At 57.8% G+C, this 15339-nt stretch carries 9 protein-coding genes; 2 read left to right on the top strand and 7 right to left on the bottom strand.

From position 1 onward, the window contains the following. Positions 1-13: 13 nt before the first annotated feature. Positions 14-490, top strand: coding sequence for a nitrate reductase cytochrome c-type subunit (locus tag ACSHSR_RS11440; RefSeq protein WP_062793459.1), 477 nt, complete (start codon positions 14-16; stop codon positions 488-490). 8 nt (positions 491-498) lie between these two features. Then, entirely contained in the window at positions 499-1086 is a 588-nt protein-coding gene (locus ACSHSR_RS11435) for a cytochrome c3 family protein (RefSeq protein ID WP_025009645.1), read from the top strand. A 112-nt stretch (positions 1087-1198) separates the two neighbouring features. Here ACSHSR_RS11435 and ACSHSR_RS11430 read toward each other — a convergent pair whose 3' ends face one another. The 7 genes from ACSHSR_RS11430 to ACSHSR_RS11400 form a co-directional block, all read right to left on the bottom strand. After that, entirely contained in the window at positions 1199-1591 is a 393-nt protein-coding gene (locus ACSHSR_RS11430) for a VOC family protein (protein WP_208124589.1), read from the bottom strand. 133 nt (positions 1592-1724) lie between these two features. Continuing rightward, positions 1725-2735, bottom strand: a complete 1011-nt coding sequence (locus ACSHSR_RS11425) for a D-alanine--D-alanine ligase (RefSeq protein ID WP_479630768.1) — start codon at positions 2733-2735, stop codon at positions 1725-1727. A gap of 215 nt (positions 2736-2950) precedes the next feature. After that, positions 2951-4954 carry an exodeoxyribonuclease V subunit alpha gene (recD, locus tag ACSHSR_RS11420; protein WP_418069830.1) on the bottom strand — a complete coding sequence of 668 codons (2004 nt, stop codon included), beginning with the start codon at positions 4952-4954 and terminating at the stop codon, positions 2951-2953. Beyond that, positions 4951-8616, bottom strand: coding sequence for an exodeoxyribonuclease V subunit beta (recB, locus tag ACSHSR_RS11415; RefSeq protein WP_479630767.1), 3666 nt, complete (start codon positions 8614-8616; stop codon positions 4951-4953). The genes recD and recB overlap by 4 nt, the downstream gene beginning before the upstream one ends. Before the next feature lies 1 nt (position 8617). After that, positions 8618-12244, bottom strand: a complete 3627-nt coding sequence (gene recC / locus ACSHSR_RS11410; protein ID WP_479630764.1) for an exodeoxyribonuclease V subunit gamma — start codon at positions 12242-12244, stop codon at positions 8618-8620. A gap of 51 nt (positions 12245-12295) precedes the next feature. After that, complete coding sequence (locus ACSHSR_RS11405; protein ID WP_479630763.1) at positions 12296-14359, bottom strand: transglutaminase TgpA family protein; 2064 nt, start codon at positions 14357-14359, stop codon at positions 12296-12298. Next, positions 14356-15336, bottom strand: coding sequence for a DUF58 domain-containing protein (locus ACSHSR_RS11400; protein WP_479630762.1), 981 nt, complete (start codon positions 15334-15336; stop codon positions 14356-14358). Before ACSHSR_RS11400 ends, ACSHSR_RS11405 begins: the two co-directional genes overlap by 4 nt. Positions 15337-15339: the final 3 nt, after the last annotated feature.

Genomic DNA, 15339 nt, shown 5'->3' with positions numbered 1-15339 from the left:
GGAGGATAAGAAGATGAAATCGAATCATACCCTGTTGGCCTTTGCTGCACTGCTGACTGCGCTGTCCGTCAATGCTGCCGGCATTCCCGAGGATAAGGTGGCGACTTTGCGTCAGGCGCCGCTCAATAGCCAGCCGACACCGCCTGTGATGCAGAAGGTGAGAAATACGGACATCAAACAGACCCGTAACTACCCGATGCAACCGCCGGTTATACCGCACAAGATAGACGGCTACCAGCTGGATCTTAAGGTCAACAAGTGCATGTCCTGTCATGCTCGCAGTCGCACCGGCGAATCGCAGGCACCTATGGTGAGCGTGACTCACTATATGGACAGAGACAACAACTTCCTGGCCGAGCTGTCACCCAGACGTTATTTCTGTACCCAGTGCCATGTGCCGCAACTGGACGCCAGATTGATGGTGGAGAATGACTTTGTCGATATGGATCACTTGCTCAAGTCCGGGGCTGAGAACCCATCCAGCCATTAGGAGTCGCTATGTTTGAGAAACTGAAACAGATATGGCGGGTGCTGAACCGGCCCAGTGTTCACTTCAGTCTGGGTTTTCTGACCCTGGGAGGCTTTGTCGCCGGGATCATCTTCTGGGGTGGTTTCAACACTGCCCTGGAAGCCACCAACCAGGAGGCCTTTTGTATCGGTTGCCATGAAATGGAGAACAACGTCTATCAGGAGCTGAAGACCACCATACATTTCACTAACCGCAGCGGGGTGCGGGCGACCTGTCCGGACTGCCACGTTCCCCATAATTGGACCGACAAAATAGCCCGTAAGATGCAGGCTTCCAAGGAGGTTTGGGGCAAGGTGTTCGGCACCATCAATACCCGGGAGAAGTTCGAGTCCAAGCGGCGTGAACTGGCCGAGCATGAGTGGGCCAGACTCAAGGCCAACGACTCGCTGGAGTGTCGAAACTGCCATAACTTCCAGTACATGGACTTCACCCGTCAGTCACAGCGGGCGGCCAATATGCACTCCACCTCGCTGGCAAGCGGAGAGAAGACCTGTATCGACTGCCACAAGGGGATAGCCCATCACCTGCCGGATATGCAGGGAGTGGAAGGCTTCTAAGCCCAAAACTTTGGGCAGAGCCTATTGCTTCATGGAAAAAGCGCACTGGATCCTTCCGGCGCGCTTTTTTATCTGTTAAATCGCCAGTCAAAAACCATGATTAAGCAACGCCTTATTGGCCGCTCTCCTGTTGCCGACTCAGGAGTTTAAGCTCCACTTGATTGCCGTCCGGATCGTAAATATAGATAGAGCGGCTGTATCCCCGGGCGCCATATTTTTCCGAAAAGCCTTCGTGATGCACGCCGTGTTGCTCCAGGTGTTGCAGCACAGAGGCTTCATCCTTGGCGGCAATATTGAGGCAGAAGTGCGCCATATTGAGGCCTAAAGGTTGATCGCTTCTTGGCACCAGATCGATAAGGGCGCTGCCGAATCTCAGTTGCAGCAGGCTAGGGGAATCGAGTCGCCGCTCGGGATGAGCCCCCAGCACTTGGGTATAGAATGCTTCGCTGGTTTCCAGACTGCTGCAGATCAACACCAGATGATCTATATCTATCGCACTGAACATAAGCTCTCCTGCATGCCGTCACGCCCGTTTTCAGCTTAGCAGGATAAAGAACACCCGCGCGAGTGGCGGGTGTAGTTTTGCGTTTGTTTCAGTCCGGCTTGTGCTTGGCTCAACCTGGAACTTTACTGCTGCTTTACTTGAGCGGTTCGCTCAGCTGGCGTCTTATGTTACTCACCAACCACTCGCTGACATCATGGCCATTGTTGCTGAGCATCTTGGGGAACATGGAGATGGGCGTCATGCCCGGGAAGGTATTGATCTCGTTGAGCAGTATCTCGCCTTCATCGGTAAGGAAGAAGTCGATACGCGACAGGTGGGACAGCTTCATGCCCTTAAAGGCGCGAATGGCATAATCGCGTATGGTATCGATTTGCGCTTGGCTCAACTCGGCCTCGACCTTGGTCACCGCATTGCTCTTGGCATCATACTTCTCATCGAAGCTGTAAAAGGTGTTGTTGGCACAGATGATTTCACCCGGCACTGTGGCAATCACTTCACCTTGGTATTCATATACGGCCACTTCCAGCTCCCTGGCTTTGATGGTCTTTTCCACCACCACGTAGGGGGAGTAACTGAAGGCCTGCTCCAGCACAGAAGGGATATCATCGCCGTTGTCCACCCGGTAGCAGCCGACGGATGAACCTTGGGATGCCGCCTTGATAAACAGTGAGCCCCATTCATTCAAGGCCTCACGGCAGCGGGTGTTGGCCGCTTCACCGGCTTCACTGAGAAACAGATAAGGGGTATTGGGGATACCGAGCGCACTGAACCACATCTTGGCTGTGACCTTGTTGAAGCAGTTGCTGCTGGGTTCGGAGCCGCAACCGAAATAGGGCAGGTTGATCAGATTGAAATAGGACTGAATATCACCGGTCTCACCCGGATAGCCGTGAATGCAAGGGATCACATAGTCCACCGGCCAGCTGGGCTCGGCCTCATCGAAGCGCACTTCACGGCGATTAGTCAGCTCGCAAACCTGGCCCTGCTTGGTGTGGTAGTGGCCGTCGGCGTCCAGCTCCAACCTGAGCACTTCCATGTCGGGAATATTTGCCAGGCAACTTTCGATATAGTCAGCCGACATCAAAGAGATACTGTGCTCGGCGGCCCCGCCGCCACAGAGTAACAAGATATGGGTTTTGCTCATGAATTCTCCTGACTGAGCGGCCTGATAAATAACCTTGGCCGATATTATGCCTGCTTAGACAGGCCTTGAGTATAACGGCAGCTGACGCTGGCTCTCATCTGGTTATTTTGCCGCCAGAGCGAAACGGGCCGTATGGCATCTGGCTCGGTTGCTGTTCTCGCTATCGTCCCAGCCAGTCGCGGCCAAAGCCGCCATAGCCATAATCTCTGCCACAATCACTGCCACAGCCTATCGGCCAGCCCCGAGGCCCGGCGCGTGAGGCGACGACAGGCGCCGTCAAACACTGAGCTGTTACCCAAGCAGCAAAAATGTTGTTTGGCGCGGGTAATGGCGGTGTAGATCAGCTCCTTGGTGAGCAGTTGCAGCTGCGCCGGACTCGGGCTTGGCGGCAACACCAAGGCCACAGAATCAAATTCACTGCCCTGGGACTTGTGCACTGTCATGGCAAAACAGGTCTCGTGGCCGGGAAGACGCGCCGGCAACACCTTGAGCACACTGCCGTCGGCCTGAATAAAGTGCGCCAGCAGCCTGTTGCTGTCTCGGTCGGGCAGAATAACGCCGATATCGCCGTTAAACAGCCCCAGGTTGTAATCGTTGCTTTGGATGATCAGCGGCCGGCCCGGATAAAACTCCTGCTGCGGGGCGATCAATCCAGCCTGTTTCAACACTTGCGTCAGTTGCCGATTGATCCCCTCGACACCGAAATCGCCGCCACGGGTGGCGCACAGCAGTCGAAAGCGGTTGTAACGGGCGATGATCTCCTCGGCGCCAATGTCCGGCCTGTGCACCACTTCCAAATAGTCTCGGTAGTGCTCACAGGCCTGGCTGAGAAGCTGAGCCAGCCCCTGCTGCTGTTTACCGATTTCCAGCCACTCAAGCTCTTGATAACCACCATTCCAGGCCTCAGTTATCGCGGCGCCATCACTGAGGTTGACCGCCTTGGCCAGCACGCCTATGCCGGCATCGCCGCGGAACCTGTGGCTGTGACGCAGCATACAAAGATTATTGCCTATGCCGGGGGCGAGATTGACGCAATCGCTGAGGTCAAAGCCGGTGAGCCTTGTCAGTGTTGCGGCAAACTCGGCGCTGTAACGCATGCGCCAGTCCTGCTGGTGGCGCAAACCGGCGCAGATATCGGCGAGCACGGCGCCGGCTTCCACCGAGGCCAGTTGATCCTGATCCCCAAGCAGTATCAATCTGGCATTGGCGGGCAGGGCATCGAGCAGCCGGTCCATCATAGGCAAGTCCACCATGGAGGCTTCATCGACAATCAGCAGATCCAGATGCAGCGGATTGTCTTGGTGATGACGGAATTTGTGCGAGCCGGGGATCACCCCCAACAGGCGATGCACAGTGGCGGCTTCTTCGGGGATCTTGTCTATGGCGCCAAGGTCAAGCTCGGCGGCAAAGGGCATAAGCTCTTTTGCCAGGCGCTGTTTGGAGGCCTTTATCGATTCGGTCAGGCGCGCAGCCGCCTTACCCGTGGGGGCCACCAGACGTATGTTCATCTCACTGCCGAGACACAGGAGCATCAGCAGCTTGGTGACTGTGGTGGTCTTGCCTGTGCCCGGGCCGCCGGTGATCACCGCCAACTGGCGACAATAGGCGGTGGCGGTGGCGACTTTTTGCCAATCGCGTTTGCCGGAATTTTCATTATTAGTTTGAGGTTCACTATCAGCTTGAGCTTCACTATCGGCTTCAGCTGCACCATTAGTCGCTTGGCCAGTATGGCTGACTGGCGGCAAAAACAGGCAATCGAGCGCGCGCCGTACTTCGTCGGTGGCGGGGTATTCAGTGGCGGCCATGGCGGTGAGGCGCCGGGCGACCCGGCACTCAAAATCATAATAGCGTTTGAGGTAGAGGCGGCCAGCGTCGAGGATCAAGGGTTTGTCTTCACCCGGGGCGCCGACGGCGGCAAAATTGGCCACCGCCAGCTCAAGGCTTGCCGGGTCGGTATTGAGGCGCACACTGGGGTGGGGCTCTGCCAGCGGATTATCAAACGCTATGCTCCCCAGTGGCAGGCAGGCGTGCTGCGATGATAACTGGCGGCTCAGCAGGGCGCACAGCAACAGAAATAGCGGCGATGGCTCTTGGTGAATGGCGGCCATCTGCAGCGCAAAGTGGCGGTCGAGCGCCGTCAGCAGCCGCTGCTCTTCCCATTGCTTGAGCAGCGCAGTAACAGCTTGGCTGCTTTGCAGTATTGATGGGCTATCTGTCATAGACTCAACTCCAACTGAGGGGTGCTCGAGGGCGATTCGCCCTTGAGTAAGGCATCCAGGGCCAGGATCACCGCTTCATTCGGCCTGTCCACAAACACCCCGGCGCCGGGATGAGCCGCTGACATGCCCCGTAAAAACAGATAACAGCAGCCGCCGAAATGGCTTTGATAACAATAGTCCGGCAGTTTGAGGCTCAGGTATCTGTGCAGTGCCAGGCTGTAGAGCAGGTACTGGAGATCGTATCTGTGCTCGCTGATAGCGGCGGCCATCTTGTCCTGGCGGTAATCGCTGAAATCGTCCCCAAGATGGTTGGATTTATAATCGGCAATATAGAAACGGCCCTGATATTCAAAGGTAAGATCGATAAACCCCTTGAGCATGCCCTTGAAGGCATCGAAGCGCAGTTCACCGCCATAACCGTGCTTGGCCAGCAAGCGACTGAGCTCGGTATCGATAAGCTGGGTATCGCCGCCAAGGGGCAGATAAAACTCCATCTCCACCAGCTTTTGGCGCTTGCTGAGGTCGCCCAGGCGCAGACTCTGCCCCTGAGGCAGAGCGATGTCGGCGTGAAGCAGATCCCGATACCAGTCATAAAGCACATCTTGCCAATCGCTGTCGATGCCGTATTGCTGCATCGCCTGGGGCAGATGCAGCAAGAGTTCCTCCTCGGCCTGGGTAAAGTCGATTTTCTCCAGCACCAGGTGCATAAAAGAACCGGCATTGGCGCCGCGCTCGAAGCTGAAGCGGTTGGCCTGCAAGACATCCTGTGGTTCATAGACAGAGGCTGGCTCGATTTCAAACTCCTCATCACCGGCGCCCGGCAACACCCGCTCGTGGGGCAGATGTTTGACCAGGCCGGAATAGCTGCCGACCCGCCAGGGCGCGCCTTGACGCATCGCCGGCACCTGGGCACAAAGTGGGCTTTGGGAATGGTTTTCAGTGCCTTGAAGGCGACTTGGGTCTGCATCGCCTATCCCGGTCAAGGAGATGGCCTCGCAAACAAGGGATGCGGCGGCGCTTTGCAACCTGTCGCCGTCACAGTCCTTGTCTTCAATGCCGAGCAGATAGCCTATGGCTGTGTCTTTCAAAAAGCTGTTGATGCCCGTCTTGTTCATGCGGCAGTGGTTGGCCAGCCCCAGATAACAGCGATATACGGGCCGGGTCAGCGCCACATACAAGAGGCGCAGATCTTCGGCCAGCGTCTCGCGTTTACAGGCTTCCCAGCCTTCGTCACTGGCGTCCAGATCCCAGACTAATTGATTGTCTTTGTGGTACAGCATGGGCGAGGGGCGGCGACTGCCGTCGCGGGCCAAACTGACAAAGGGGATGAAGCACACAGGATATTCCAGCCCCTTACTCTTGTGGATGGTGACTATCTGCACCAGGTTTTGCTCACTGGCGAGCCTCAGTTGCTGCTCTTCACGGCTCTGGCCGGAGAGCAGTTCCTGCTCAAACCAGTTGACCAGGGCGCTCATGCCTTCGAGCTCGGTAGATTTTTGCTGTAGCAGTTCCGCCAGATGACGAAAATCGGTGAGGCGCCGCTCGGCGTTGGCCTCTCGGCCAAGCCGTTCCAGCAGCTGCCAGTGATCAGCGAGATTGAGCAGTGCCGGCATGATGCCGCGGCGGCTCCAGAGCTCATGCAGTGACATGAAGGTATCGAGCACCTCGGCGCGCAGTGTCTCAGATTGGTTGAACTCATGGATCTTATTGGCGCTGAAGCCCAGCAAGCGGCAGGCCAGTGCCGAGCGAATCGCCCGTTCATCCCTGGGGCTGGCGAGCGCCTTGAGGATAAGGGCGATTTCCCGCGCTTCCTCAGTGCCCATTACCGAGTCGCGGCTGAGGAACACGGCGCCGATTTGGCGACTATTGAGCGCTTGTTGCATGACGGCGGCTTCATTTCTGTCGCGCACCAAAATGGCGATATCCCGGGCGCGCAGCGGCTGCTCACTGCCGGTGAGGCGGCACTCGCCGCGGTTGGCGGCATTGAGCAGGCGCACGATTTCGGCGGCGGTATCTTCGGCCAGCAGTTTACGGGCCTGGGTCTTGTTGAGGCCTTTGTCCGGATCTTCCTTGAGCAGCCTGAGCTGCAGCGCCGCCGAGTCTGCGCCGGGCGCGAGCAGCTGTTTACTGCCAGCGTCATTGGCCTTGACCGGCTCGAACGGGATGGCGTCGCTGATAAAAGGGTCGTTGCGACCGACAAACAGGCGGTTGACTGCTTCAATCATGTTGCAGGCCGAGCGGTAGTTGGTGTCCAGATTATAGTGATCGGCGGTATTGCGCCTGGCCTCAATATAGGTATAGATATCGGCGCCGCGAAAGGCGTAAATCGCCTGCTTGGGATCGCCTATCATCAACAGAGTTCGACTTGGCTCAGGCTCAGGCTTGGGTTCGGGCTCGGGCTGGGCGCCGGCATCCGCTTCCTGCTGTGGCAACTGCGCCGGGTAGATGCCGGAGAAAATTGCAAACTGCAGCGGATCCGTATCCTGAAATTCGTCGATAAGCGCCACCGGGAAGCGTTTGCCTATCTCCTGCTTGAGCTGCTCACCTATGGCAAGGCCGCTATCCGGCGCCGTCTGGGTCAGGCCGCCTATGGCCTTGGCCAGGGTCAGCAGCAGATCGTCCGGGCTCAGCAAGTTGCGCTCGGCCTTGAGCTCGGCAAAACGCTCGGCTATCTGGGCTCTTGCCTGATAGAGAAATGCCGGAATAAGCGAGTCTACGCTGTCTCTGAGCGCTTCTATCTGCGCCAGTAGCGGCGCTTGTTGTGCTGTAGGGATTTCGCCGCCTTTTCTCAGTTTCAGTGACCCGAGAGCCAGGCTGTCCAGGAGTTTCGGGGTCGGCAGCCCCTGATGATACTTGGCCCAGTTGTCCATCTGCTCCAGCATGGCCGTGAGCTTGGGGTAGCCATCGGCCTGCTTGCCATAGCTGGTGCCGTTGAGCGGCAGGCTGTGGAGCAGGGCCTCGATGGTGTCCCTTTCTCTTGGCCAGCTCAGTCGCAGCCTTGCGAGCTGAGTCTGCAACTGCTCGGCATATTGGTCGAATTTCCCCGGGTCGCGGTTGGCGCTCGCTTGACTGGCGCCGAGCAGCGGTCTCAATTCGCGCCCCAGCGCATCCGGAGTGGCGTAATGGGCGGCTATCGCGGTCGCCAGCGCTGTTGGCAGCCGATAGCAGACATGGCGCCAGAAATCGCGCACACTCTGGCGCAGATATTCGCTGTCATCCAGGGTAAATTCCGACTCGAACAGCAGCGCCGACTCAAAGGCCATATCCGAGAGGATCCGCTGGCAAAAGCCGTGAATGGTAAAAATGGCGGCTTCATCCAGGCTCTTGAGCGCCAGATCCAGCTGCTTGAGGGCGGTTGCACGCTGCGTTGGCGGGCAGCGCTGATAAAGCTGCTCGATAAAATCGTCTTTGACGCTTAAGCCGATAAAGCGCTGATAACAGCTGCGGATCCTTTTGCGTATTCTGTCGCGCAGCTCTTCGGTGGCGGCGTTGGTAAAGGTGACCACCAGGATCTGCTCACAACCGAGGCCCGGGCGCTCAAAATCACCCAGCAATAAGCGCAGATAGAGGCCGGAAATGGTGTAGGTCTTGCCGGTTCCGGCACTGGCCTCAATCAGGCGCCGGCCGCTCAGCGGTAAACTCAATGGCTCCAGTGCTTGCATATTATTCCTGTCCCATCTGGGTAAAATCGGCCAGGGCGGCCAGTTTGTCTTTGTGGTAAAGGCTGATAAGCGGCGCCAAAATCCCCTGGGCCAACCCCGGGAAACTCAGGCTTCGCTTGAGTCTGAGTTGCCAACCGCCTGGCAACCCCGCACTCATGTCGCTCAGGGTAAACTCATCTTCACTCAACTCATTTTCACTCAGCTCATTTTCATTCAGCTTAGGTTCGCCAGCTTTGAGCCCAAAATCCGCCGCCGTGGCAGCATAGGTGCTGTCATCAAGGGTTAAACCGAAGTCTTCCGGAAAGCGGAACAGGCGGGCGTTATGGGGATCCTGGCCGTCACCGAACCCGGCATCATCCAACCAGGCGCTCTCGGCCTCAGCAAGCCGCAGCTGATGTTCAGTGTCAATGGGCAAGCCATCTTCTACCTCGGCGCTGAAGTACGCCATGGAGGTTTGCGCCATAAAAGGCAGCGGCCTATGTTGCCCCAGCTCAAACAAGGCGGCCAACTGACCCAGCAGGGCCTTGGCGGACTCGGCCTTGAGCGGCGCCATGGCGTGGAAGTGACCGGCATCCAGCAGATAGCTGTGCCTGTGAATGCCGCTGGCATTGAGGCATAGATGGCGAATATAGAGGCTCAACAGATCCTTGGGCTTGGTGGTACCCGGCCTTAAGTTGACCAGCCCCTTGGGGTAGCAGTCTTCGATGCGGCCACAGAGCAGCAACTCGCGGCCATTGACCTCGAGCTTGAGCGCTATTTCAACGGCATCCGGCTTGGGCAATTCGGCGCGAAGAAAACGGGTGCGCTCTACCGCCGGGGCGATATCGCGGCGGTATTGATCCAGCAGCAGATCGTCAAACGGCGCCATCGGCAGCAGACCTTCGGCCTTGAGCTTGTCGAGCAGGGTTTCATCCAGCTCTCCGCGCTCGTCTTCCAGCGCATCCTGCATCATCAGCAGCTGCAGCTGATAGCGTTGCAGGGCGTTGAGCTCAAAGGGCTCATCATTGTCCTGACTGTCGATATCCAGCCTCAAGTCCAGCTGCAGCACCCGCTGGCAGAAATACTGCGCCGGGTTGCGGAAAAAGCGGATCAGCGCCGAGAGTTCCAGCTCCGGCTCCTTGAGGCCGGTTTCCTCGCCCAGCTCATGTTCAATAAAGGGCGCAGGACTTTGGGCGGCAAACATCTCCCGGGGGCACCACTGGGTTGCAAAACTGCCGGGCAGCTCGCTGTCACTGTAGAGCCGGGCGTCGAAGGGCTGCAGCGGTTGCTGAATGATGAGGCGCTGCATCAGCGCATCGGCCGCCAGATCGCCAAGGGCGGCAATTTCATCGGCATCAGTGGGCACTGATGGCGGCGTAAATTGCGCCTCGTCCGGGCGGTAACACAGCTGAATGTATTCCAGCAATTCCGATACCAGCATGGAGGGAATACGTTCACTGTTATCGCGCTCGCTATGGCCTATGTAACTGATATAGAGCTGATCCCGGGCCGACAGCAAGGCTTCGAGAAACAGGTATCTGTCATCCAGGCGTCTTGAGCGGTCGCCGCGTCTTGGCTTTTCATGGGCGGTGAGATCGAACCCCACAGGATGTTGCACCCTGGGGTAGACGCCATCGTTCATTCCCAGCAAACACACCTGGCGGAAGGGGATGGAGCGCATCGGCATCAGGGTACAGAAGTTGACGCTGCCGGCGAGATAACGCTGACCGACCCTGGACTCACTCAAGGTTGAGTTGAACCATTGCCAAACCACTGTCTGCGGCAATACCCCGCTAAAGCCCGACAGTCGCAGTTCTTCGGCGAATCTGTCTATGGCCTGGCGAATGTCGTTGATCTCTTCCCTGGCATCGTCTTCCTGGGCCAGATAAAAGGCATCGAGCAGGGCGTTAAGCTGCGCCACCCGCTCTTCCGGCGGGATTTGCTGCTTGAGCTCTTTCCTGAAGTCATCGAGCGCTTCAATAAAATTCAATAGCTTGCCGAGCGCTTGCGCCGACTGGCCTTCAATACCGGCCAGCGGCAGATCGCCCTGATACAGCTCGGCATCATCGCCCAGGGCATAGCCCAGCAGCATGCGGCGGATCCCAAAGGCCCAGGAGTGTTTGTCAAACCCGGGCAAGCCAAGCTCTTCGCGGTTGTGACTGTCGCGGCCCCAGCGAATACCGGCGGCCTTGAGCCAGCCCTTGAGCTGCTCCAGCTCCTCCTGGGCTATGCCAAAGCGGGCCAGCACAGCGGGCACTTCGAGAATACTGATGATGTCTGTCAGGCCAAAGCGGCTCTTGTCCAGCGCCAAAAGGTTGAGAAAACCGGCAATTAAGGGGGATTCCTGGGCCGCGCCGCGATCGGCTATGGCATAGGGGATGAAATGATCGCCGCTCTTGGCGGAAAACACCGCATCGATATAGGGGGCGTAGGCGGCCACATCAGGCAGCATCACCATGATGTCCTTGGCGGCAAGCGAAGGGTCGCTGCGCAGGCGATGCAGCAGATGATCGTGCAGGGTTTCCACTTCCCGCAGCGGGCTGTGGCAGCTTCGCAGGGTGATGGAGTCGTCGGTGGCGGCCAAGGGCCTGCGCCGGGCGATATTCAGGTATTTACTGACATCCGGCCCCAGAGGCTCGCCTAAGGTTTCCATCTCCAGAATGTCATTTTGAATGCCGCCGAGCAGGGTATTTGTGTTGCCGGGGTGAAACAGCTCTTCCAGTTCCAGCCGCTCGGGTGGCAGCTCCAGCACCATATCCAGCAGCTCGCGGCCGAGACGGCCGTTATTGGCCAGAATGGGATTGCCCACTTCCAGCTTGTCTTCCCAGAGCTCGGGCAACTGTTTCTTGCCCTCAAAAGCCAGCGCCATCCGCGCCCGCGCCCTGGGCTCTATGATATCGCCCCAATAGTGACGACAGGGGCTGAGGCTCAGCATCACTACCTCGATGCGACTGGCGAGCGCATAGAGTACATCCAGTGTTTGCGGCGCCATCGAGGAGATCCCGAACACGAACAATCTGGGCGGCAGGCCTTCCAAGGCATGATTGCTACCTGTCAGCGTTTCTATCAGCGCCTGGTGCAGATTGGCCCTGTGGTAATGGCTCTGCTGCAGCTCCTGATTGTTGTAACGCACCAACTCGCGCCAAAGCTCGGGTTGCCAGGCGTGCTGCGGCGCTATCTCCAGCGGAGATTCATTTTGCTCCCAGCCGAGGATCCATTCCGGACGGTATACCAGATATTGATCGAAAATATCGGCGATACGGCCGCTGAGTTGAAACAGTTTGAGCTCGACATCGTCGCCCAGATAATGTCTGAGCGGTGCAAAATTGTCTCTATCCAGAAGGGAGGGCAACAGCGCCATCAGTTTCCAGGTCATCGCCGCCTTGGTAAAGGGATTTTCCTTGGGCACGTCATCGAGCAGCAGATAACAGAGCTGCCAGATAAAGCTGGACGGCAGCGGAAACTCCTGCGCTGCTGCCACGCCGTTGTGGCGCGCCAACTCCAGGCGGAGCCAGGTGGACATGCCGGGGCTTTGCACCAGAATTTGCTCACAGCTAAGCGGCGACATGCCGGGGACGCCATCGCGAAGCCGGTCTGCCAGGGTGGCCGACAGCAATTCCATCTTGTTGGACTGGATAAGAGTAAACATAGGCAGCAGGGTTACCTGGCTTTGGGCCGTTTATTGCTTTGGTGCTCTATTCTAGGTGCTTGATTTATCGGGTTGCAAATCTTGTTTCAGCAGTTTGAACCACAAAGCGCGGGACTGGCGGATAAAGCGGCGTTTATATATCGCCGACTCCTTGGAAGCGTCTTGATACTTGAGTTGAATATAGAGTGAGGTCCAACTTTCTATCTCCTCTGTCAGCGCCGGCCAGCGAGCGGCCAGCGCCGCTGCGTAATCCACTGGCCCCAGGGAAGCCGGCCTTGGCAGCCCGAGCCTGGCAGCCTGGCGGCATACCTTGAGATAGTGACGGTTGATGCTGTCCGGGCCTCTTTTAAGCCGCAGCAGGCCAGTGGTGAACAAAATGACGATAAAGGTAAGGGCCATCACCCCGAGGACCAAGGCTGCCAGACGGCCGATACTCACTTCCCCCAACAGCTTGGAGAGCACTTCTTGCTGGCGCGCGTTGTCAAAACCCAGCACCCAGACGCTCCAGTAGTAATCCAGGCTGGCGAGCCTGAGTCTCAGGCTGTTGTACCAGTCGCTGGCCCGCACCCCGGCAAACGGCAGTTCGGAAAGATAGCTTTCTTCAGGGCTGAACAGGGAGTCGAAACCCTGCTCAATTCGTTCGGGCGCTATCATGGCGGTGGGGTCGTAACGTACCCAACCTTTGCCTTCGAGATAGACTTCACTCCAGGCGTGGGCCATATATTGATACACGCTGAGATAACCGGCCTGCGGGTTGTATTCGCCGCCCTGATAGCCGGTGACGATGCGGGCGGGCAAGCCGGTGGCTCTGGCCATGAAGGTGAATGCCGAGGCGTAGTGAACGCAGAACCCGGCGCGATTTTCAAACAAAAAGTCGTCCAGTTGCTGCGGCCCCACCGGCGGGGGCGTCAGGGTGTAGAAAAAGGGCTGGCTGTTGAAATACTGCATCATGGCAGTCAAGCGCTGCTCGGCTTTTGGGTAACGGCGGGCAAAATCGGCGGCAAGTTTGCGGCTGCGGGGGTTGATTTCATCGGGGAGGCTCAGATTGAGCTGCCGCAGCGGCGCTCTCAAGCGGTTATCCAGGGGGGCATCCGGATAGCTCATCACCCGGTATTGCAACCTTTGTTCTACCGGCCTTATGGCATAGAGGCGAAAGTCCGGCAGATTCACCAGGCGTGGATCCATGCTGTAGGCGAGATCCAAGCCGAACAGCCAATGCTGGCCGCTCGGCTCGGCTATGATGCTGTAATCGATAAAAGGCCCTTTGGGGGCGCCGGGTTCGGGGCGGCGATTCATGATAAAGCTGTCTTGCTGCAGCGCCTTTATTCCCCGTGACTGCTGCCAGCGTTTGCCGTCATATTCTTCCAATACCAGTGCGCGCCAATACCTGTCTTCCGGAGCCGGTATCTGGCCCTTGAAACTGGCGCGAAATGCCAGCTCGTTGGATTTGGTCAGGCGTGAGATATCACCAAAGCTCAGCTCATCGGACAGGCCTGTGGTACTGCTTTTCATCTGCGGCACCATCCAAAGCGGACTGAAACGCGGCAGCACTACAAAAAGCAGCAGTGCCAGCGGCAGACTCTGTGCCAGCAGCACCAGGGTTAGCTTGATCTGGCGATTGAACGAGGCCTGTTCGTGGTAGAGGCTTGCCAACACACAGGTGTTGAGCGCCGCCACCAGCGAGAGTTGCAGGGTGTCGAGCATCTGCTGATGGTCGATAAAGGTGAGGGCGATAAGAAAGTAGCCCACCAGTACCACGGCTTTGACATCGCGGCGACTGCGCATTTCGATATATTTGAGGGAATAGCCGAGGATCAACAAGTTGACCAGGGCATTGAGCAGGCCAAGTTCGCGACTCACCAGCGCCAACGTCAGCGCCGCAGCAATGGCCAGCACAGTCACCAGAACTCTGGGGGGCCTGGCGACCTTGCCAAGATAGATCCCCAAGCGCCAGACAAAACAGATGGCGCAGATCCCCAGGGTTCCCAAGGTGATTTTGCCTGCAAGCGGCGCCAGCACTGCCAGGTTGGTGATCAGCAGCCAAAGCAAGGTGCGGCGGGTGATGATCTCCTCCGAGGTTTCCTTGAGTGCGGCTTTCAAGCGAGCGGTTTTCATCGGCCGGTACCTTCAGCCTTGGCCGGATAGAGCGCCAGGGCTTTGAGGCATTCCTGACGCTGAGGTTCGCCTTGAGAAGGCGCTATGGTTCTGCCCGCTAACTTAAGCCCCCAGGTTTGGCCTGAATGGGCCAGTTGATTGACCTGATAACTCAGCTCTCCCAGGCGCTTTTCCAACTCATCGCCGGTTAACTTGCTATCAAGCTCCAGCCACAAGGGCTCCCCCTGAGGCTCGGCAAACTCCTTGCTGAGCATGCCTCGGCCCTGAGCCCACTGTTTCCAGGCCACCTGTTTGAGCGATTCACCCGGAACATAGCTCTTAAGACCGGCGTATTCATCGACGCCGCTGAGCCACTCGCCACTGTCTTGGGATTCGGGGACGTGTTCACTGCGCCCCAGTTTAGGTGTGCTGACCACAGGCGCTGGAAACACCCATTGACTGGTGTCGAGATCCAGATGAGACCAGGCGCGACAGAGCCCCAGAGGATAGCAGGACTCCACCTTGAGCCTGCCTGGATGCCAAAGGCCTCTGGGCCTTGGCTGCATGGGCACCAAAGCCGTCTGCTCCTGGTTATCGACACAGGAGACAAAGACTTGCCGCTCTCCCGGGTAGCTGAAACCGAGCCGAAACAGGCTTCTGTCGGCGCTGACGGTCACAGGGAAGGAGAGGCTGTCGCCGGCGTAGGCTTGGGGAGGCTTACGGGCACTGAGTCTCAGTCCCGCTAAGTTGCGGTAACTGTGAATGATGCAGGTGTGAAACACGCTGGCCAATACTATGGCCAGGCCGATCACCAGGTTGTTTTGATAGTTGGTGCCGAACAGAAACAGCAGCAGTACCAGCGCCAGCCAGATAACGCCGAAGCCGCTGGGAAGAATAAAGATGCTTCTGTGGCTCAAACGTTGCTCTTTGGCGGCGGGAATACGCCGTGACAACCAGCGGTTGAACCGGGCAGAGAAGAGGGAGGTCACAGAGGCCATCTC

It is taken from the genome of Shewanella sp. VK101 (genome assembly GCF_056497865.1).
The sequence above is the reverse complement of the archived record's forward strand: the minus strand, read 5'-3'. Positions and strand labels throughout refer to the sequence as shown.

Excerpts from the sequence above, each read along its gene's own strand:
- ACSHSR_RS11440 (WP_062793459.1), top strand. The coding sequence starts at position 14 with ATGAAATCGAATCATACCCTGTTGGCCTTTGCTGCACTGCTGACTGCG.
- ACSHSR_RS11435 (WP_025009645.1), top strand. The coding sequence starts at position 499 with ATGTTTGAGAAACTGAAACAGATATGGCGGGTGCTGAACCGGCCCAGT.
- ACSHSR_RS11430 (WP_208124589.1), bottom strand. The coding sequence starts at position 1,591 with ATGTTCAGTGCGATAGATATAGATCATCTGGTGTTGATCTGCAGCAGT.
- ACSHSR_RS11425 (WP_479630768.1), bottom strand. The coding sequence starts at position 2,735 with ATGAGCAAAACCCATATCTTGTTACTCTGTGGCGGCGGGGCCGCCGAG.
- recD (WP_418069830.1), bottom strand. The coding sequence starts at position 4,954 with ATGACAGATAGCCCATCAATACTGCAAAGCAGCCAAGCTGTTACTGCG.
- recB (WP_479630767.1), bottom strand. The coding sequence starts at position 8,616 with ATGCAAGCACTGGAGCCATTGAGTTTACCGCTGAGCGGCCGGCGCCTG.
- recC (WP_479630764.1), bottom strand. The coding sequence starts at position 12,244 with ATGTTTACTCTTATCCAGTCCAACAAGATGGAATTGCTGTCGGCCACC.
- ACSHSR_RS11405 (WP_479630763.1), bottom strand. The coding sequence starts at position 14,359 with ATGAAAACCGCTCGCTTGAAAGCCGCACTCAAGGAAACCTCGGAGGAG.
- ACSHSR_RS11400 (WP_479630762.1), bottom strand. The coding sequence starts at position 15,336 with ATGGCCTCTGTGACCTCCCTCTTCTCTGCCCGGTTCAACCGCTGGTTG.